This window comes from Humibacter antri (genome assembly GCF_054777235.1).
In genome coordinates this window covers 102,763-123,479 of record NZ_BAAHAW010000021.1, presented here as the reverse complement: position 1 = coordinate 123,479, position 20,717 = coordinate 102,763, and the positions used below count along the sequence as shown (strand labels likewise).

Genomic DNA, 20,717 nt, shown 5'->3' with positions numbered 1-20,717 from the left:
GAGAGACTCTCGTCGCGACCGGGTACCCGCGTCGTGACGAGTCCTCTCGAAAGTCTCCGTATGACCGAGCTACCGCTCTGGTTCGAGATCACGTCGATCGTGGTGCTCTGCCTCATCCTCGCGGCCGACCTACTGCTGGCGCTCAAGCGTCCGCACGTTCCGAAGCCTGCGGAAGCGGCCGTCTGGATCGGCTTCTACTCGGCACTGGCTGTGCTGTTCGCTCTGCTTCTGTTCTGGATGGGCGACCCGGAGCACGCAGGGCAGTTCCTGGCCGGCTGGCTCACCGAGTACAGCCTGAGCATCGACAACCTGTTCGTGTTCATCGTGATCATGGCCAGGTTCGCCGTTCCGGTGCGCTACCAGCAGGAAGCGCTGATGGTGGGCATCCTCATCGCGCTCGTGCTGCGTGCCGTGTTCATCGTGGTCGGCGCCGGCCTCATCGACAACTTCAGCTGGATCTTCTACCTCTTCGGTGCATTCCTGCTCTACACCGCCTACACGCAGGCGTTCGGGCATCCGGAGGAAGGCGGCGGAAAGGACTCCGGCTTCGTGCGTTTCGCGCGCGGGCACCTGCGGGTGCACGACGAGTTCAACGGCGCGAAGCTGCGGATCACGGTCGATGGCAAGCGGATGTTCACACCGATGATCCTGGTATTCCTCGCGCTGGGCACGACCGACCTGTTGTTCGCCCTCGACTCCATCCCCGCGATCTTCGGCATCACCACGAGCCCGTTCCTGGTGTTCGCGGCGAACGTCTTCGCGCTGATGGGTCTGCGGCAGCTCTACTTCCTGCTCGGGCATCTGGTGAAGCGTCTCGTCTATCTCAAGTACGGCATCGCCGCGATCCTCGTCTTCATCGGCGTCAAGCTCGTCTTCCACGCTCTGCACGAGAACCAGGTGCCGTTCATCAACGGCGGGCATCCGGTCGAATGGGCGCCGGAGATCGGCACCTGGGCGTCGCTCGGATTCATCGCACTCGCCATGCTTGTGGCTACCATGGCAAGTCTGATCACGATGTGGGTAGACCGTCGGTCCGCGAGCCCTCTGGACGCGCGCGTTCCGGATGAGCGGAACGAGAGTCTCGCGCGCGAGCACGGTACAAGGCAGGAGAACGCGTTCGGTGAAGCTGACGCTGGCGGTGAGCGCCCGCACTGACGCCGGCGCGGTGCGCGCGGTCAACGAAGACGCCGTTCTGGCGCGCGACCCGTTGTTCATCGTGGCCGACGGCATGGGCGGACATGCGCGGGGAGACCTCGCGAGCAGTTCGGCCGTGCGGGTGATGGGTGAGCGGATCCGCGACGGGGCTTTCGTGACGCCGAACGACGTGCTCGACGCCATCGCCGCAGCCAACGAGGCCGTGCGCGCACTCTCGACGGCCGATGCCTCGGGTGTGTCCGTCGCCGGCACCACGCTCGCCGGCGTCGTCGCGGTGAACGGCAGCGACAACGGCGTCCGCTACTGGATGATCGTCAACATCGGCGATTCCCGCGTGTACAGCTGGGACGGCGCCCGCCTCACGCAGCTGAGCGTGGACCACTCCGCGGTGCAGGAGCTGCTCGACGCGGGGCTGATCAGCGCAGCCGAGGCGGGCGGGCACCCTGAACGCAACGTCATCACGCGCGCCCTCGGCGCCTCGGACGACGTCGATGTCGACGTCTGGATGCTGCCCGCCGGGGGGGAGCAGACGTTCCTGATCTGCTCAGACGGCCTCAGCAAGGAACTCGCCGACGACGAGATCGCCGCGATCCTGCGCGAGAACCCGCACGACCAGCACCTCGCGGACGTGCTGACGGACGCCGCGATCGCCGCAGGCGGACGCGACAACGTGACAGCGCTGATCGTCTCTTCGTGGCCGACCCCGGCAGCGGCTGAGCAGGATACCGTTGACCGACCCGAGCAGCGCCAGTACCTCGAGGACACCCGCCCGCGCGTCTGACCGCCGGCCGCCGGCCACCGTGCAGAACGACATCAATTCCCACGACCGCGAAGATCGAAGGATGACCACCGTGATCACAGTCGAACCAACAGCCCCCGGCGGCTGGCTCGCCGCCGTGATGCCGGGACGACTGGCCGTGGTGCATCATCCCGAACCGGATGCCGCGTTCGCGGTGCGACTGTGGACGGCGCTCGGCGGCGACGACGGCATCCGTCACGTGCTCGACGAGCTGGCCCGCAACGGCCTCATCTCGGTGCCGGGCTTCGTGCTCGCCGAGTGGGAAGGGGCCGGCGATGCGTGCAACTGCCGTTTCATCGTGCGTGGCGGCGCGGGAGTGGTCGTGGAGACCGCGACCGGCGGCGAGGACATCACGGCGAACGGCGTTTCCACGTGGGTGGAGCGTGTGGTGAACGGCGTGCGCGGGTTCCGTGTCGAGTGCATTCCGGCACAGCCGGCCGGCGGGCCACCCTTGCCGCTCATGGAGGGATCGGCATGGGTGAGCGCGGTGTCGTTCGGCAGCGCCGCTGAGTCCCACGGAGCGGCGTCGCAGCCTTCCGAGAAGCAGTGGCCCGAGAGGCAGCAGCCCGAGAAGTCGGGCAATGCCACGCAGATCGACGCGATTCCGACGCCGTCGGAGGCCACCCCCGAGCCGGTGACCTCTGCGCCGGTGCCTTCTGCGCCGGTGCCTTCTGCGCCGGCGGCACGCGGGCCGATACTCTCCGAGCCCGCGGCCCGGATGGACGACCTGGACCGGACGATCGCCGACCTCGAGGTCACCGTAGCCGGCGAGGCGGCGGCCGAGTCCGGCTCCGCGGCGCAGGAGCCCGCGGTGCAGCAGCCAATGGCGCAGCAGCCCGTCCCCTCGGAAGCATCCGCCCACGATGGGACGCACGAGACCACCGCGTACGACCATCTCTTCGGCGCCACCATGATGCGCACGGTGGAGGATGCCGCCGCCCGGCCAGAGACGGAAGACGTCGATGCCTCGCCGGAGCCGGCATCCGCGGCGATCCCGCCGCTCCCTCCCGCAGCCCCAGCCACCACTGCGGCAGCCGCACCGGCGGAGGCGAGACTCGGCGACCACGACGGTCTCACGGTGCTGAGCGGTGACCTCAAGGCGATGCGCAGTGCAGCGGCATCCGTGCCGATTCCGGGGGCAGCGGATGCGTCGCATGAGTCCGACGTCGTGCGCCCGGGCGCCGTCGACGACGACGGATTCACTCTTCGACTGCCCGACGGCCGAACGGAACCCATCGACGGCATGGTCGTGGTCGGCCGGGCTCCCAGTGTGAGCAAGATGGGCGGCGGCCGGGTGCCGCGCCTCGTCACCGTCGACAGCGCAGAGCACGACATCTCGCGCAATCACGTTCAGCTCACGGTCGAAGGCGGAACGGTGGTGGTGACCGACCTGCACTCCCGGAACGGAACCCTCATCGCGCTTCCCGGCAAGCCGCCGCAGAAGTTGCGTGCAGGTGAACCCACGTCGGTGATCGCGGGCACCGTGATCGACCTCGGCAGCGGCGTCACGCTGGCCCTCATGCAGACATGAGCAGGCGCGTCGCATCCGAGGCGCCCGAGCTGCCCGGCTACAGCCTCCAGAGGCTGCTCGGTTCGGGCGGCTTCTCCGACGTGTTCCTCTACGAGCAGAAGCTTCCGCGGCGCAAGGTCGCTGTGAAGGTCCTGCTCACCGACCAACTCGACCAGCAGTCGCGTGCGCATTTCGTCGACGAGGCGAACGTGATGGCGCAGCTGTCGGCGCATCCGTACATCGTCACGATCTTCCACGCCGACGTGTCGCAAGACGACCGCCCGTACTTCGTCATGGAGTACTGCTCGGGACCCTCGCTGGGCGAGCGGTACAAGCGTGAGCGCTTCGACGTCGAAGATGCACTGCGAATCGGGGTGCGCGTGGCAGGCGCTGTCGCAACCGCACACGCCGCAGGCATCCTGCACCGCGATATCAAGCCCGCGAACGTGCTGACGAACGACTTCGGGTGGCCGGCACTCACCGATTTCGGCATCTCCTCGACGCTCGAGGACGAGCTGCCCATCCACACCACGACGACGCTGTCCCGGCTGCCCGCCTCCGGCGGGAACGACACCACCTCGCGGCAGTCCGTCGGGCTCTCGGTGCCCTGGTCGCCGCCCGAGATGTTCGAGGACGACCCGAAGCCCGACGTGCGCAGCGATGTGTTCTCGCTGGCCGCGACGATCTACACCCTGCTGGCCGGGCACACCCCGTTCGAAGTCCCCGGCAGGTCCAACGGCACACTGGATCTGATCGGCCGCATCGAACGTGGCGCGATCACACCGTTGAACCGGCCGGATGCTCCGCGCACGCTGATCGCGGTGCTCGCCAAAGGCATGGCATCGCGTCGCGAGGACCGCTTCGCGTCCGCCGTCGACTTCGCGAGGGCGCTGCAGCGCGTGGAGCTCGAGCTCGGATACTCGCCGACGGGAATCGAGGTGCCGAACCTGGCCGCGGCAGTGTCCCGTCCGGACTCCGGCACCGCCGACCCGGCGGATGAGACCAGGGTTCGACAGGTCGCCACGGTTGTGGCGCAGCCGCCGACCCCGCGTGGCGCGCCGCCGGCACGTGGACCGCAGCCTCCGCCGCCGTCGCCCGCTGGCGTCTCAGCCGCGCCGAGTGTCGACTCCACGCGACTGCGTGATGTCGCGTCGGTGCGGGCGCAGGCGCCGGTCGTGAACGAGGCCACGATCATCCGTCCCGGCGAACGCACCGTCATCCGGCGTGCGATGCCCGTCTCAGCGAAGGGCGAGCAGAGCAGCGCACCGGTGCCGGAGACACCCCCGGGATCGCCTGGGCCCGATGAGCAGCAGACGGCCCCTGCCAGACCCCGTCGCGCCGCCCTGATCACGGGAATCGCGGCAGCCTGCGTGCTGGTGGTGGCCGGTGGCATCACGGCCGCCGCATTGCTCGTCCCGCACGGTTCGCCCGCCTCGACACGCACGGATGCCCCGGGCAGCGGCGACGGGCAGATCGACGTCTCGTCCGTGCCCGACCCGATGCTCGGCTCGGCCGTACGCAGCGCCGACGGCACGAGCGTCACGTTCACCTGGAAGAACCCGAAGCCGAAGCCACAGGACCTGTACCAATGGCTGCAGGAGGGCACGACTCACGGGCCTACCAGCACGGACAAGCCCCAGGCCACCGTCACGGGTCTCACCCCGGGAGCGGGCGTGTGCATCGTCGTGGTCATCGTGCGCGACGGACGTACGTCACCCAACGCGTTGAAGGCGTGCTCGTCGTGAAGTCCGTGACCATCGAATTCTGCGGTGAGGAGTACCGGGTCGACAGCCCAGGCGACTTCACGATCGGCCGTGAGTCCGACCTCACCCTCGACGACAATCCGTACCTGCACCGGCGGTTCCTTCGCGTGTTCGACGAGCACGGAATGTGGTGGCTGGCGAATGTGGGAACCCTGCTCACGGCCACCGTCACGGACGGCACCGGCGGAGTGCAGGCGTGGCTGGCACCCGGGGCACGACTTCCCATCGTGTTCGAGACCATGCACGTGATGTTCAGCGCCGGGCCCACGACGTACGACTTCTCGATCCAGAATGCGGACGACCTCTACACGACTTCGCGGGTGCTGCAGGAGTCCGGAGGATCGACCACGATCCTGCCCGTCACGCTCACCACCACCCAGCGCCAGTTGATCGTCGCGCTCGCCGAGGGTGTGCTGAGGCAGCAGCTGCCGGGGAGAGCGACAGTGCCCACGTCCGCGGACGCCGCAGGGCGACTCGGGTGGTCGCTCACCACGTTCAACCGCAAGCTCGACAACGTGTGCGACAAGCTCGACAAGCTGGGCGTGGCGGGGCTGCGCGGCGGAGCGGGCAAGCTCGCCACCAGCAGACGCACCCGACTGGTCGAATACGCGGTCGCGACGCACCTGGTCGGAGTCGAGGATCTCCCGCTCCTGGACCGCGACGAGGCATCCGACTAGCGCACCCTCCGTTTCGTCCCGCGAACGGGCGCGTGCTAGCTTGAACGGGCTCGGGGGAGCAGATTCGGGCTGAGAGGCGGGCGCCGCTTCCTCGTGATGGCAAGGACGGAATCAGGGAGAACGCAGCATCGTGCTCAGGCCTTTCGCCGCGTGGATCCGCTCCCATAAGGCCATCGCTTCTGCCGTCGTGATTGCTCTGGTCGCCTCCATCCCTGTCACGTTCGCCGTACTGCACAAGGGTTTCCCTACCGACAACGTCAATCTCGATGCTCGCGACGTGTGGGTGACGAACGGTCAGAAGCTGATGGGTGGTCGTCTCAACCACCAGATCGACCAGCTGGATGCCGCGGTGTCGGGTGCGTCCAGCGATCTGAACGTGCTGCAGGACGGCTCGGCGTACTTTCTCGCCGATTCCAAGAGCGGCACGCTGGAGCGGATCGATCCGGCGTTCGTGTCGCTGGTCGATCGGGTGAGCATTCCGCCGGGATCGCAGGTGTCGTACGGGGCGAGCACGATCGCGATCACCTCACCCGACGGCAAGGTGTGGGTTCTGGATGCCTCGTCGCGGCTGGCCTTCGACCCGTCGAAGACGACGCCGACCGCGAAGCTCGGTTCGGGCAGTCAGACGGTGGTGACCAAGGGCGGCGTCGCGTACAGCGTCTCGCCGAGCAAGCACCTGCTCGTGCGCTTCGACCATCCGGGCGCGCAGGCGCAGCGCTCGAGCCTCGCCGTCTCCAGCTCGTTCCAGCTGTCCGCAGTCGGGGACCAGCCGGTGGTGCTCGACACGAAGGTGAACCGACTGCTCGTCGGCACCGGCACGACCGTGAATCTGCCGTCGGAGGGGCTGCAGCTGCAGCAGCCCGGTGAGGCGAACTCGTACGCGCTCGTCGCCTCCGGCAGCGCGCTCATGAAGGTGCCGCTGGCCGGAGGCCATGTCGACATCGTAGGGGCGGGCATCCAGCACGCCGTGACGAGGGCGGACCAGGTGTCTGCGCCGGTCTGGCTGAACGGATGCTCGTACGGCGCCTGGGCGGGCGCGTCCCGGTACCTGTATGCCTGCGATGGCAGGGCATCCGTCGGTGTCGATATCGCGCAGCAGGTCAGCGGCGACGATCTCGAGTTCCGGGTGAACCACAACGTGATCGCCCTGAACAACCTGCGCAACGGCGACGCGTGGGTGGTCTCCACCCACATGGTGCTGGTGCAGAACTGGGCGACGCTGAAGCCGAACGACTCGCAGGTGAACGGCGACACAGGCCAGGAGAAGCCGGTGCTGCAGTCGTTCCAGGACACGCTCGCGCACCGCACGAAGATCAACCATCCGCCGGTGGCCGTGGACGACAACTTCGGGGTCAGAGCCGGTCGCTCGACTGTGCTGCCGGTGCTGGACAACGACACCGACCAGGACGGCGACGTGCTCACCGTCACCCAGGTGACACCGGTGCCGGCTGCGGAGGGACACCTGGACATCGTCGAGGGCGGCCGCGCCGTGCAGCTGACCGTGCCGCCGAACGTCACAGGGAGTGTGTCGTTCCGGTACACCATCGACGACGGCCGAGGCGGAACCGCCAGTGCGCAGGTGAACGCCACGGTGCATCCGCCGAACGTGAACGCCGCTCCGGTGTCGAAGAGGGAGAGCGACGCGCAGGTCGAGGTGGGTCAGTCGATCTCGTACGACGTGTTGAACGACTGGATCGATCCGGACGGCGATGACATCTCGTTGTCGGGCGCCCAGTCCACGACGGATGACCAGGTGCAGTTCCAGCCGGACGGCAAGATCACCTTCACCAGCAAGAACGGCCAGACCGGCGTGAAGGAGGTGCGGTACACCGTCACCGACGGACGGGCGAGTGCGACCGGCTCGCTCTACGTGACGGTGAAGCCGCAGGGCACGCTCGACCCGATCGCCACCCCCGACTTCGCCTCCGGGTTCGCGGGGGCACCGATCGTGGTGAACCCGCTCGACAACGACCTGTCGCCGTCGGGCGACGAGTTGAGCCTGGTGGGAGCGAACTTCAGCAGTGGGCCTGCAGAGCCCTCGATCGTGACGGATCCGCAGAAGCAGACGGTGACGGTGACGTCGTCGACGCCGGGGGAGTACTACCTGGAGTACACGCTCGCCGCGGGTGCGAAGACGACCACGGGCCTGATCCGCGTCAACGTGCTCGACAACGGGAACGATGCCGGGCCGATCCCCGTCGCGGACGTCGCATACGTGCGACCAGGGGAGACCGCGACGGTGGATCCACTGGCCAACGACTCGTCGCCGTCGGGGCGTGTGCTCGCGCTGCGAACGGTGACGAAGACGGATGCCGCTGCCGACCTCAACGTGCAGGTGCTCGACAACCAGGTGGTGAAGATCACCTCCCCGGCCGTGCTGCCGAGCCAGGTGCAGTTGAACTACGTGGTCTCGGACGGTGTCAGGGAGGCGGCGTCGACGATCACGGTGGTGCCGATTCCGCCGCTGGTGGTGCATCAACCGCCGGTGGCAGTGGACGACTCTGCGACCGTGCGTGCAGGGGACATCGCCACGGTGAGTGTGCTGAAGAACGACTACTCGCCTGACAACGAGCCGTTCAACCTGGATCCGAAGTTGAAGGACACCTCGAACGAGGGGCCGGGGGCCACGGCGTTCGTCAGCGGCAAGACGGTGCGCTACCAGGCGCCGAACACGCCTGGCCAGTATTCGGTCTCGTACTCGATCACCGACAAATGGCAGCAGACGGCCGTGGCAACCGTGACGTTCATCGTCACGGCGAAGAACGGCAAGGACCAGCCGCCGAACCCGGCCCCGCTCACGGTGCGCGCCTTCGCCGGCTCGAGCATCCCGGTGACGGTCCCGCTGGACGGCATCGATCCGGACGGCGACTCGGTGACGCTGGACGGGATCGTCAGTCAGCCGAGCCTCGGCCGTATCGTGAGCTCGACCTCGAACTCGTTCATCTACGAGGCGTACCCGGGATCGGGTGGTACCGACACGTTCACCTACAAGGTGACGGACACGTACGGCAAGAGCGCAACGGGAACCGTGCGGGTCGGCGTGATCCCGCGACCGTCCAGTCTGCAGCCGCCGGTCGCGGTGAACGACACGGTGCAGGTCAAGCCGGGACGCACCGCGGCTGTGCCGGTTCTCGCCAATGATTCCGACCCGAACGGCTACACCATCTCGGTGGAGAAGAAGCTGACCGACGTCGATCCGGCGTTGAAGGCATCCGTGCACGGGCAGATCGTTCTGGTGCAGGCGCCCGAGAAGGAGGGCGTCTACGTCGCCCGCTACACCATCACGAACGGGCAGGGCGGTCAGGACAGCGCCTACGTGCAGGTCATCGTGACGAAGGACGCGAAGCCGGTGTACCCGACCGCGATCGACCAGAACGTGCAAGCCGACCAGGTGGCGGGCAAGAGCTCGGTGAAGGTGGATGTCTACGAAGGAGCGGTCAACCCGTCGAACCTCGTGAACAAGCTGAAGGTCGGGGTGACCGGGCCGAACGCGAAGTACGCGACGGTGGGCTCGAACGGCCAGGTGGTGGTCAAGCCGCAGCACTCGCGGATAGCTGTGGCTTACACGCTGACGGACCCGGCGACAGGGCTGGCAGGCGAGGCATTCATCGTCGTGCCTCCGGCTTCGGACGGCACCGCGCCGCCGAAGGTGAAGGTGCCGCAGCAGATCGTGTCGATGAACGGCACGAAGACGTGGAAGCTCTCGGACATCATCGACGTACCCTCCGGACGTCCCGCGAAGATCACCGGCAAGGGCGGCGTGACGGTCACGCATTCGTCCGTGACGGGCTACGTGGATGACCAGACGCTTACGTTCACCGCGCAGAAGGACTACCGCGGACCGGCAGCGGTCACGTTCGAGGTGAACGATGGCCGCGAGCCCGGTGCATCGCGCGACCGGGTCACCTCGCTGGTGTTGCCGATCACGGTCGGCAACCCGGACCAGTCGGATGTCCCGCCGACGTTCACCCCGCCGAATGTCACCATCCAGGCCGGCGAGAGCGCCACGGTCGTCGACCTGCGAGCCTCGAGCTTCCACCCGAACCCGGCGATCCTGAGCAAGCTCACCTACACCGACTTCTCCGGCGCGTCCGGCGGCATCGTCGCCAGCCCCAGCGGGTCGACGCTGTCGGTCTCTGCGCCGTTCGGGACGCAGCCGGGCGCCACATCGACCATTCACTTCAAGGTGAACTCGCCGACTGTCTCGATCGACGGGTCCGTCAACGTACGGGTCGTCAGTTCGACACGACCGCTCGCTCAGCAGAAGAACGCACCGCAGACGGTGGACATGAAGCGTGGGGAGAGCAAGACGCTCTCCGGTGCGACAGGTGACCAGTACTGGGTGAACCCGTTCCCGGGGCATTCGCTGACGATCACGAGTGCGAAGCAGGTGAGCGGACCCAGCGGCGCGACGGTGACGTACACGTCCAGTTCGATCACGGTCAGCGCAGGCAGCGGGGCAGGTATCGGCACGGTGAACGTGCAATACACGGTCGAGGACGCGACGAACGATCCGGCGCGGACCGCCGCCACGATCGGGCAGCTCAACGCGACGATCCACGACGTACCGGCGCAGCCGTCTCCGCCCTCCGGCGTCACCGCCAGCAGTGGTCAGGCGACCATGTCGATCAAGGCGCCCACGGACAACGGGCTGCCCATCGACCAGTACCAGATCACCGACAATCACAGCGGCAGCTGGTCGGCACAGGTGGGCTCCAACACGATCCCGAAGCTGACCAACGGAACCACGTACACGTTCCAGGTCAAGGCGCACAATGCCGACGGGTGGAGTGCCCCGTCGGGGTGGTCGCAGGCCGTCACACCGTACGGGCAGCCGGACGCGGTGTCGAGTGTGACGATGCGTGCGAACGGCACGGCGCCGAACTCGTTCTCGGTGAACTGGCCGGCAGTGTCCAACACCGGTGGCGGGAGCGTGACGTACCACTGGTCGTTCAGCGGCGGGGGCTCTGGCACCACCAGAGGTACTTCTGTCACGACCGGCTCGGTCGGCGCGAACAACTACTCGTTCACCGTCTACGCCGTCAATGACGGCGGTGGCGGCACCGGGGGATCGGCCACCGGGTACGGAACGATCAACCCGACGCCACCGCCGCAACCGGCCGCTCAGACGGGGCCGGACAACGCGCATGCGGTCGGCTGTCAGGTCGGTGGCGGCACGTGTCACTACTTCTTGATCAAGGGGCAGCACTTCAGCCCTGGGCAGCAGTACACCGTGCAGACGTACTGCGGAGGCTCCCAGCTCTCCAGCCCTGTCGTGACCGCGGATGGCAACGGCAACATCGACACGAGCTCGTACTACACAAGCCACAAACCGAACTGCGGCACGTTTGAAAGCGGCTACATCATCATCGGCGGGGTGCAGAGTCCCACTGTGCCCTTCTAGGCCGCGCCGACGAATCCCCGACCGACCTCAGATCACGAGAAGGCAGCAACCATGGCAGTAACGCAAGAACAGGCGACCTGGTTCGCAGGCGCTTTCGGGCAGCTGGTCGGCAACGTCGACAAGGCGATCCTCGGCAAGGAGCACGCCATCAAGCTCGTCGTGGCGGCGATGCTCTCCGGCGGTCATGTGCTCCTGGAAGACGTGCCGGGCACGGGTAAGACGGTGCTCGCGAAGGCCCTGGCGAACACGATCCAGGGCACGCAGTCGCGCATCCAGTTCACGCCCGATCTGCTGCCCTCCGATGTCACGGGCGTCACGATCTACGACCAGTCCACCGGGCGCTTCGAGTTCCATCAGGGGCCGATCTTCGCCTCCATCGTGCTCGCCGATGAGATCAACCGTGCCTCGCCGAAGACGCAGTCCGCGCTGCTGGAGGTGATGGAGGAGGGCATCGTGACGGTCGACGGCGTCAGCCACCCGGTCGGCAACCCGTTCATGGTCATCGCCACCCAGAACCCGATCGAGCAGGCCGGAACGTACACCCTGCCTGAGGCGCAGCTCGACCGCTTCCTGATCAAGACGTCCCTCGGCTACCCCGACCACGACACGACCGTTCGCCTCCTGATGGAGTCCTCGAACCGGGCACGTGCGGCATCGGTTTCGGCGATCATCGCCTCCGACTCGGTGGCGACCATGGAGCAACTCGCTGCCGACGTGCACGCCGACGGCGCCGTGATGGGCTACCTGAGCGAACTCGTCACCGCGACGCGCAGCGACAAGGATGCCGCGCTGGGCGTGAGCATCCGCGGAGCCCTCGCGCTGGCGCGAGCCGCCAAGACCTGGGCCATCGCGGCCGGTCGCACGTACGTCACCCCCGACGACGTGCGCGAGCTGGCAGTCCCGGTTCTCGCGCACCGCGTGATTGTCGACCCCGAGGCGGAGTTCGCGGGCGTGAAGTCCGAAGACATCGTGGACCGCGCGGTCGCCACAGTGAACCCGCCGGTGTACCGGGCGGCGTGACAAGCGGAATGACGACGGCGGACGAGCGGACGCGCTCGCAGGCATCCTTCGCCCTGCGAGAGCTTCTGCGAGCCCTGCGCGATGGTCTGCTGGGCCTGTGGCGTGTGGCGTTGCGATCGGTCGAGAAGCCGTCGGCCGTCGCGAAACGGGCGGCTGCAACGGTCACTCCGCTGGGCTGGATCGTCGTCTGCGCAGCCCTTGCGTCGTTCCTGCTCGCCTTCGCGCTGGGCTGGTCCGAGTTCGCTTTCATCGGATTCGCGCTGGCCGGCGGGATGCTGGCGGCCTGCGCGTACCTCTTCGGTCGCGCCACCTACACGGTCGCCATCGAGCTCAACCCTCGCCGTGTCACCGCGGGGGACCGCGCCATGGGGCGCATGGAGGTCATCAACACCGGAGCCCGCCCCGTGCTGCCCACTCGCATGGAGCTGCCGGTCGGTGAGGGACTTGCGGAGTTCGTGGTGCCGCGCCTGGCGCCGGGCGCAGACGACGAGAGCCTGTTCACGATCCCGACCGAACGCCGGGCGCTCATCGTGGCGGGGCCCGCGATCAGTGTGCGCGGCGACCAGCTCGGCCTGCTACGCCGCACCACCCGCTGGACGGACCAGGTGGAGCTGTTCGTGCATCCGAAGGTGACGCGCATCGCCGCCACCGCCCGCGGCCTCGTGAAAGACCTCGAGGGCCAGACCACGAAGGCCATCACCGACAGCGACCTTGCGTTCCATGCGCTGCGGTCGTATGAACCGGGCGATGACATCCGCAACGTGCACTGGCGCAGCTCCGCACGAACGGGTCAGCTCATGGTGCGCCAGTACCAGGAGACCCGTCGCTCGCAACTGCTGCTCCTGATGAGCGCCGACCGGCGGTTCTACGTCTCCGACGACGAGTTCGAGCTCGCCGTCTCCGCGCTCGCATCCATCGCCGTCGAGGTCATCTCCGAGGAGTCCGAGCTCGACGTCGTGTGGGAGAATGCGAGGCTGCGCGAGCGCACGCCGATGACGCTGCTGGATGACACCTGCCGCATTGAACAGATCGACAGTCGGTACGAGTCGCTGCGCGAGTTCGCCCGAACGATCGGTGCGAGGCTCGCCGAACCGAGCCTGGTCATCGCCGTCGTCGGCAGCACCGTCACGCACCGGGAGCTGCACGGGGTCACCACGCTCTATCCGTCTGACACACCGGTGATCTTCGTGCGGGCGGCGGCGGAGGGCGCCGGCCTGCGCAAGGTCGGCGACGCTTTCGTCGCCACGTTCACCAAGCTGCCGGAGCTCGCCGGGCTGCTGCAGAGGGCCGGACGATGACCGCGGCCGCACCTTCGGCACCCGCACGGGTCGCCGCGAAGCCGGCGAGCGCGAGACGCCTGCCCGAGGTGCGGGCATCCGTCTGGGCCGACATCGCGGTCTTCGCCGTGCTCGCCTTCATCGCCGTGCTCGGGTTCGGCCCGGCGTTCGGCCATCTCGGCTACCTGGTGGCGGCTATCGGCGGTCTTGTCGTCGGCAGCGTCGTCGCGGTGACCGGTGTGCTCCTGCGGCTGCCGATGGTGGTGACGGTGCTGATCGGCGTCGGCGCGTATTTCGTGTTCGGAACCGCGCTCGCTCTTCCCGGGGAGGGCCTTTTCGGCGTCGTGCCCACGCCGACATCGCTGGGCGATCTGGCGACCGGAGCCGTGTTCGGCTGGTCGGATTCCGTCACGCTCCGCGCGCCCCTGGAGGCGCCGCCGTACCTCGCCGTCGTGCCGTTCGCGGCGACGCTCGTCGTCTCGCTCGCGTGCGTGTCGTCGGCCATGCGGATGCCCTCCGGCGGCCGCCGCCCCACGTTGCGCGCCGCGTTGCTGGTCGCTGGGCCCACGCTGCTGTTCCTGGTGACCATCCTGCTCGGAACGAAGGATGCCTACCTCGCCGGCATCCGCGGCGTCGCGTTCGCTGCGATCGCGCTCGGCTGGCTGGGCTGGCGCATCCGCTCATCCAAGCGCTCCATCGCCCCCGATCCCGGACTGACCAGACGCGCGATCGCCGGCTCAGCCGTTGTGATCTTCGTGGCCGTCGTGGCGGGCGGCGCATTGGGCACGTTCGTCGCGCCGGCATCCTCGTCGCGCGTGGTGGTGCGCGATGCCGTGCAGCCGCCGTTCAACCCTCTGGACTACCCGGCGCCGTTGGCCGGGTTCCGCAAGTACACGAACGAACTGCAGAAGACCAAGCTGTTCACGGCGACGAATCTGCCCAGCGGAAGCCTCGTCAGGCTGGCGACCATGGACAGCTACAACGGCGTCGTCTGGAGCGTGACCGGTCCCGGCGAGCAGACGGACGGATCGGGCAGCTTCGAGCTGCTCGGAAGCACGATCCCCACGCCGCCGCTCTTCACTGCGGGCGCCAAGACCATATCGAAGTTCTCGGTGCTCGGCTACGACAACGTGTGGCTTCCCGAACTCGGGTACACCGACGAGCTGCGGTTCGATGCGCATCCCGGCGACATCGATCCTCGTGACACGGTCCGCGTGAACGCGGCGACCGGAACGACCGCCGTGACCAGTGGCGTCTCCCGCGGCCTCGCCTACACGGTGCAGGCGACCGCGCAGAAGGTACCGGACGACAAGGCGCTGAAGAACGTGCCGGTCGCGAAGCTCGCGATGCCGAGCATCACCAACGTGCCCGACGTGATCGCCACGAAGGCCGAGCAGTATTCCGGCGGCTCGGCCAGCGCCATCCAGAAGCTGCGCAACATCGAGAGGTCGCTGAAGAAGCTGGGCTATCTGAGCCACGGCCGCGCCTCCGATCCGGTGCCATCGCGCGCCGGCGAAGGTGCCGACCGCATGAACGATCTGCTGCAGAAGACGCCGATGGTCGGCGATCAGGAGCAGTACACGTCGGCGTTCGCGCTGATGGCCCGCCACCTCGGCTACCCGGTTCGCATCGTCATGGGTTTCAAGTCGCACAGCGACGGCAAGGGCACCGTGACGTTCACCGGCAATGACGTGACGGCGTGGGACGAGGTCGCGTTCCAGGGTGTCGGCTGGGTGCCGTTCTTCCCGACGCCCACCAAGACCGACGCCCCGAAGGACCAGACCGTCAAGCCCAAGCTGCAGCCTCAGCCGCAGGTACGGCAGCCCCCGAACACGCCGCCGAAGGCCGACGATCTGCTGACCCCGGTCAAGACGAAAGACAACAAGCCGCCGCAGGACAAGCACGCGTTCGTGCTTCCGGCCTGGGCGTACTACATTGTCGGTTCCCTGCTGCTGGTCGCTCTCGCGATCTTCGTGCCCATGCTCATCATCGCCGCACTCAAGAATCGCAGGCGGCTGCGACGCGCAAGGGGGCCGGGAGACCGGCGGGCGGCCGGCGCCTGGGACGAGCTCGTCGACGGCTTCGGCGAGCTGGGCTTCAGCGTGCCGAGGGTGGCGACGAGGTGCCAGACGGCCGCGTCGCTTCAGGCGCAGTCGGTTCAGCAGGGCATACCGCTGGAGGCCGGAGCGCTGTCCGGGCTCGCGGCGGATGCCGACGCCGCGGTCTTCGACGGAACCGACGTGTCGGAGGAACGCAGCACTCTGCTGTGGCACGGCGTCGAGCAGACGCTCGCGTCGGTGTACGAGTCAGCGGGCTGGCTGCGCAGGCGCCTCGCCTCGTATCGGTTCTTCCGTCGCCGTACGTCGTCGCGATCCGGTGCGGCCCGGTCTCGTGCAATGCGTGCGGCGGCCTCAGGCGCACCCGCGGCCGACCCGGCGGCATCGGTATAGTGGCGCGGGTGGACTCGTCGGGTTTCATCACGCCGCCGCCCGGCCTGGTTCCGCCGCGCCACGACACAGACACCCGCACCGAGCGGATGCCCCCGCGTGCGGCGTCGCTCCCCGTGTTCAATCCGCCCGCGCCCGGCCCGGAGGGTGCGCATACCGACGTGCTGCCGGCGTGGCTCGTCGTGCTCCCGACCGGTGCGCGCGTGCCCGTCAACGGTGCTCTGCTGGTCGGGCGCAACCCGGTGCGCTTCGAACCGTGGACGAGCGCCGAACTGCTCCCCGTAGACGACCCGGCCCGCAGCGTCTCGAAGACGCACGCTGTTCTCGAGGAATCGGCTGAGGGCATCCGGATCACCGATCTGCACTCCACGAATGGCGTGAGCGTTCAGGATGCGGCGGACGCGGCCACCACGCTCACACCGGGCGTTGCCACTCCGCTCGCGCCCGGAGTGGCGGTGCTGTTCGGCAGCTACCGCGTGCAACTCGTCACCGCCTGAGCGCTGCCCGCTGGTCCGCTGGTTGAGCTCGCGGTCGGCTGGTTGAGCTCGCGGTCGGCTGGTTGAGGTCGCTGGTCCGCTGGTTGGGCTCGCGGTCCGCTGGTTGAGGTCGCGGTCCGCAGGTTGGGCTCGCGGTCCGCTGGTTGAGCTTGTCGAAACCAGACGCCGCACGCGACGCGGTTTCGACAAGCTCAACCGACGGCAACGGCAACGGCAGCTCAACCGACGGCAAGGGGAACCTCAACCGACGGCGAGAGGAAGTTCGGCCGGCGGTAACGGGCAAGCCCGATCGGCGGCGAGTGGAAGCTCAACCGACGGTGAGGGCAAGCTCGACGGGCAGCATTTCGCCACGCGCGCGGTGTTACCCTGAACGGGTGCTGGTCGTCTCACTCCTCCTTACTCGCCGCGACGAGTCCTAACATTCGGGCCTCGCTCGTCGCGGAGTTCTTTCGTGGCTTCACCACCGGGTCGTACACCCGGTCCCACACGCAAGGAGAAATCGTTCAGCATGAGCACAGCATCCGATGCCGTGCGCACGGACGGCGCGCCTGACGCGCATCCGTCCGGCGTTGCGTCGCCGACACAGGCAGAGCAGTCAGGGCTGTCACGTCCCCGCACACTGGCCGAGAAGATCTGGGCGGACCACCTCGTCGTGAAGGGCGAGGACGGCACCCCCGACCTCATCTACATCGACCTGCACCTGGTGCACGAGGTCACCAGTCCGCAGGCGTTCGACGGGCTGCGGATGGCGGGCCGACCGGTGCGCCGGCCGGACCTCACCATCGCGACCGAGGATCACAACACGCCGACGATCGGCATCGACAAGCCGATCGCCGACCTCACCAGCCGCACGCAGATCGAGACGCTGCGCAAGAACTGCGCCGAGTTCGGCGTGCGCCTGCACTCCCTCGGCGACATCGAGCAGGGCATCGTGCACGTTGTGGGGCCGCAGCTGGGGCTCACCATGCCGGGCATCACCGTCGTGTGCGGCGACTCGCACACCTCGACGCACGGCGCGTTCGGTGCGATGGCGTTCGGCATCGGCACCAGCGAGGTCGAGCACGTGCTCGCCACGCAGACGCTGCCGCTGAAGCCGTTCAAGACGATGGCGATCACGGTCGAGGGCACGCTGCGCCCTGGGGTGACGGCGAAGGACATCATCCTGGCGGTGATTGCGAAGATCGGCACCGGCGGGGGGCAGGGTTACGTGCTCGAGTACCGCGGCAGCGCCATCCGTGCGCTCTCGATGGAGGGCCGCATGACGATCTGCAACATGTCGATCGAGGCCGGCGCCCGAGCCGGCATGGTGGCCCCGGATGAGACCACGTTCGCGTACCTGAAGGGGCGCCCGCATGCGCCGCAGGGCGACGACTGGGATGTCGCGGTCGAGTACTGGAAGACACTCGCCACCGACGACGACGCCGTGTTCGACGCGGAAGTGTTCATCGACGCCGACGCCCTCGAACCGTTCGTCACCTGGGGCACCAACCCCGGACAGGGCGTGTCGCTCAGCGACGTCGTGCCTGAGCCGGCCGGCTTCGCCGACCCGAACGCCCGCGCGGCCGCCGAACGCGCGCTCGAGTACATGGATCTGAAGGCGGGAACACCGCTGAAAGACATCCAGGTGGATGCCGTGTTCATGGGCTCCTGCACCAACTCGCGCATCGAAGACCTGCGTGCCTTCGCCTCGATCATCAAAGGCAGAAAGAAGGCCGACGGCGTGCGCGTCATGGTCGTTCCGGGCTCCGCCCGCGTGCGTTTGGAGGCGGAGGCCGAGGGCATAGACAAGATCGTCGAGGAGTTCGGTGCGGAGTGGCGCTTCGCCGGATGCTCGATGTGCCTCGGCATGAACCCCGACCAGCTCGCACCGGGGGAGCGTTGCGCGTCGACGAGCAATCGCAACTTCGAAGGTCGCCAGGGCAAGGGCGGGCGCACCCACCTGGTCTCACCGCTGGTCGCGGCGGCCACGGCCATTCGCGGCACGCTCTCCAGCCCGTGGGACCTCGACCATACAGATGTCGCTTCCGAGACGAAGGCAGGTGCCTGACATGGAGAAGATCTCGACACTGACCGGTACTGCGGTGCCACTGAAACGGTCGAACGTCGACACCGACCAGATCATCCCTGCAGTGTTCCTGAAGCGGGTGACGAAGACCGGGTTCGACGACGCTCTGTTCTACGCCTGGCGCCAGGACCCTGGCTTCGTGCTCAACCAGGAGCCGTACAAGAACGGCGGCATCCTCATCGCCGGTCCCGACTTCGGCACCGGATCATCCCGCGAGCACGCCGTCTGGGCGCTACGCGACTACGGATTCTCGGCGGTGCTGAGTCCGCGGTTCGGCGACATCTTCCGAGGCAACTCGGGCAAGCAGGGCCTGCTGACCGGAACGATCGCCGAGGATGATCTCGAGAAGCTGTGGGCTGCCATCGACGCGAACCCCGGAATAGAGGTGACCGTCGATCTGGTTGCACGTGAGGCGCGGCTCGCCGACCTGACCGTCGACTTCGATATCGACGATTACACTAGGTGGCGGTTGCTCGAGGGGCTGGATGACATCGGCCTCACTATGCGTGATGAAGCGCAGATCACAGAATTCGAAGCCCGCCGAGAGTCTTGGCGGCCTAAGACATTGCCGGTGAAAATCTAGTGAACTCACTTCTTCAGGATGCGCAGGCCGCAGGAGCCCGAGTGGGGCTGACAGCCGAGAAGATCACCATCAACGGTGGACAGCCGCTCCGCGGACGCATCCGGTTGAAGGGGGCGAAGAACCTCGTCACGAAGGCGATGGTCGCCGCGATCCTCGCCGACGGACCGAGCGAACTGCGCGACGTGCCCGACATCAGCGACGTGCGCGTCGTGCGCGGGCTTTTGGAGATCCACGGCGTCAAGGTCACCGACGGACCGGACGAGGGCGTGCTGCTGCTCGACCCCACGGGTGTCGAGAGTGCCCACATGGCCGACATCGACGCGCACGCGGGTTCCAGCCGCATCCCGATCCTGTTCTGCGGGCCGCTGCTGCACGCGCTCGGCGAGGCGTTCATCCCCGACCTGGGCGGGTGCCGCATCGGCGACCGGCCGATCGACTACCACCTCGAGGTGCTTCGCCGGTTCGGCGCGGTCGTGGAGAAGCTGCCCAGCGGCATCCGCATGACCGCGCCGAACGGCCTGCACGGTGCAAAGGTGGAGCTGCCGTACCCGAGCGTGGGGGCCACCGAACAGGTGCTGCTCACGGCGGTCAAGTCGGAGGGCATCACGGAACTGCGCGGTGCCGCGATCGAGCCCGAGATCATGGATCTCATCAACATCCTGCAGAAGATGGGCGCCATCATCACGGTCGACACCGACCGGGTGATCCGCATCGAGGGTGTCGACCGGCTCACCGGGTACAGTCACACGGCGTTGTTCGACCGCAATGAAGCCGCAAGCTGGGCGGCTGCTGCGCTGGCGACCGAGGGAGACATCTTCGTCGGCGGTGCGCGCCAGGCCGAGATGCTGACGTTCCTGAATGTGTTCCGCAAGGTGGGCGGCGCGTTCGACATCGACGATGACGGCATCCGCTTCTACCACCCGGGTGGAGAGCTCAGGCCGGTGATCATCGAGACGGATGTTCACCCCGGATTCATGACCGACTGGCAGCAGCCGCTCGTGGTCGCCCTTACCAAGGCCAGGGGCGTCTCCATCGTGCACGAGACGGTGTACGAGCAGCGTTTCGGCTTCGTGGATGCCCTGGTCGAGATGGGTGCGACGATCGAGATCCACAAGGAGTGCCTCGGTGGACATCCGTGCCGCTTCGGTCAGCGCAACTTCGACCACTCCGCCGTCATTTCCGGACCCACCGAGTTGTACGGCGCCGACATCGAGGTACCCGATCTTCGCGGCGGATTCAGCCACCTGATCGCCGCGCTCACCGCGAACGGCACATCGACGGTCAGCAACGTCGGCATCATCAGCCGCGGCTACGAGAACTTCATCGGCAAGCTCGAGCAGCTCGGCGCCGACTTCGTCTTCGAGCCGTAGGCCGACCCGCGGCCGTGCTCGTTCACACGATCGGCCGGAAATCTCGTTCACGCGATCGGCCGGAAATCGTACGATCCGCCGGACGAAATCGTTTTTTTGATGCGGCCGATCGTGCGAATTCCGGCGGAGCGTGCGACTGACCACCAGGGC

At 67.6% G+C, this 20,717-nt stretch carries 13 protein-coding genes; all 13 read left to right on the top strand.

The genetic code is table 11. From position 1 onward, the window contains the following. The first annotated feature begins 60 nt into the window (after window positions 1-60). The 13 genes from ACYVDK_RS09710 to murA all read left to right on the top strand — a co-directional run bounded on the left by ACYVDK_RS09710 (window position 61) and on the right by murA (window position 20,567). On the top strand, window positions 61-1,155 hold the full coding sequence (locus ACYVDK_RS09710; RefSeq protein ID WP_460521120.1) for a TerC family protein: 1,095 nt from the start codon (window positions 61-63) through the stop codon (window positions 1,153-1,155). Then, window positions 1,121-1,936 carry a PP2C family protein-serine/threonine phosphatase gene (locus ACYVDK_RS09705; protein ID WP_460521118.1) on the top strand — a complete coding sequence of 272 codons (816 nt, stop codon included), beginning with the start codon at window positions 1,121-1,123 and terminating at the stop codon, window positions 1,934-1,936. Before ACYVDK_RS09710 ends, ACYVDK_RS09705 begins: the two co-directional genes overlap by 35 nt. 61 nt (window positions 1,937-1,997) lie before the next feature. Then, the gene (locus ACYVDK_RS09700) at window positions 1,998-3,485 is read left to right on the top strand and encodes an FHA domain-containing protein (RefSeq protein WP_460521116.1); all 1,488 of its coding nucleotides are present in this window, start codon (window positions 1,998-2,000) and stop codon (window positions 3,483-3,485) included. Then, on the top strand, window positions 3,482-5,209 hold the full coding sequence (locus ACYVDK_RS09695) for a serine/threonine-protein kinase (protein WP_460521114.1): 1,728 nt from the start codon (window positions 3,482-3,484) through the stop codon (window positions 5,207-5,209). The genes ACYVDK_RS09700 and ACYVDK_RS09695 overlap by 4 nt, the downstream gene beginning before the upstream one ends. Beyond that, on the top strand, window positions 5,206-5,904 hold the full coding sequence (locus ACYVDK_RS09690) for a hypothetical protein (protein ID WP_460521112.1): 699 nt from the start codon (window positions 5,206-5,208) through the stop codon (window positions 5,902-5,904). The genes ACYVDK_RS09695 and ACYVDK_RS09690 overlap by 4 nt, the downstream gene beginning before the upstream one ends. A 130-nt stretch (window positions 5,905-6,034) precedes the next feature. Continuing rightward, complete coding sequence (locus tag ACYVDK_RS09685; RefSeq protein ID WP_460521110.1) at window positions 6,035-11,308, top strand: Ig-like domain-containing protein; 5,274 nt, start codon at window positions 6,035-6,037, stop codon at window positions 11,306-11,308. 51 nt (window positions 11,309-11,359) lie between these two features. Then, window positions 11,360-12,328, top strand: coding sequence for an AAA family ATPase (locus ACYVDK_RS09680; RefSeq protein WP_460521108.1), 969 nt, complete (start codon window positions 11,360-11,362; stop codon window positions 12,326-12,328). Between the two features lie 8 nt (window positions 12,329-12,336). After that, a complete protein-coding gene (locus ACYVDK_RS09675; RefSeq protein WP_460521106.1) occupies window positions 12,337-13,626 on the top strand; it encodes a DUF58 domain-containing protein in 1,290 nt (429 codons plus the stop codon). After that, a complete protein-coding gene (locus tag ACYVDK_RS09670; protein ID WP_460521104.1) occupies window positions 13,623-16,055 on the top strand; it encodes a transglutaminase-like domain-containing protein in 2,433 nt (810 codons plus the stop codon). Before ACYVDK_RS09675 ends, ACYVDK_RS09670 begins: the two co-directional genes overlap by 4 nt. An 8-nt stretch (window positions 16,056-16,063) precedes the next feature. Further along, window positions 16,064-16,549, top strand: coding sequence for an FHA domain-containing protein (locus tag ACYVDK_RS09665; protein WP_460521102.1), 486 nt, complete (start codon window positions 16,064-16,066; stop codon window positions 16,547-16,549). 508 nt (window positions 16,550-17,057) lie between these two features. Further along, window positions 17,058-18,596 carry a 3-isopropylmalate dehydratase large subunit gene (gene leuC, locus ACYVDK_RS09660; protein WP_460521100.1) on the top strand — a complete coding sequence of 513 codons (1,539 nt, stop codon included), beginning with the start codon at window positions 17,058-17,060 and terminating at the stop codon, window positions 18,594-18,596. Between the two features lies 1 nt (window position 18,597). Then, window positions 18,598-19,197 (top strand): 3-isopropylmalate dehydratase small subunit, encoded by a 600-nt coding sequence (gene leuD / locus ACYVDK_RS09655; protein ID WP_460521098.1) that lies wholly within the window; start codon window positions 18,598-18,600, stop codon window positions 19,195-19,197. Continuing rightward, window positions 19,197-20,567, top strand: coding sequence for a UDP-N-acetylglucosamine 1-carboxyvinyltransferase (gene murA / locus ACYVDK_RS09650; protein ID WP_460521096.1), 1,371 nt, complete (start codon window positions 19,197-19,199; stop codon window positions 20,565-20,567). The genes leuD and murA overlap by 1 nt, the downstream gene beginning before the upstream one ends. Window positions 20,568-20,717: the final 150 nt, after the last annotated feature.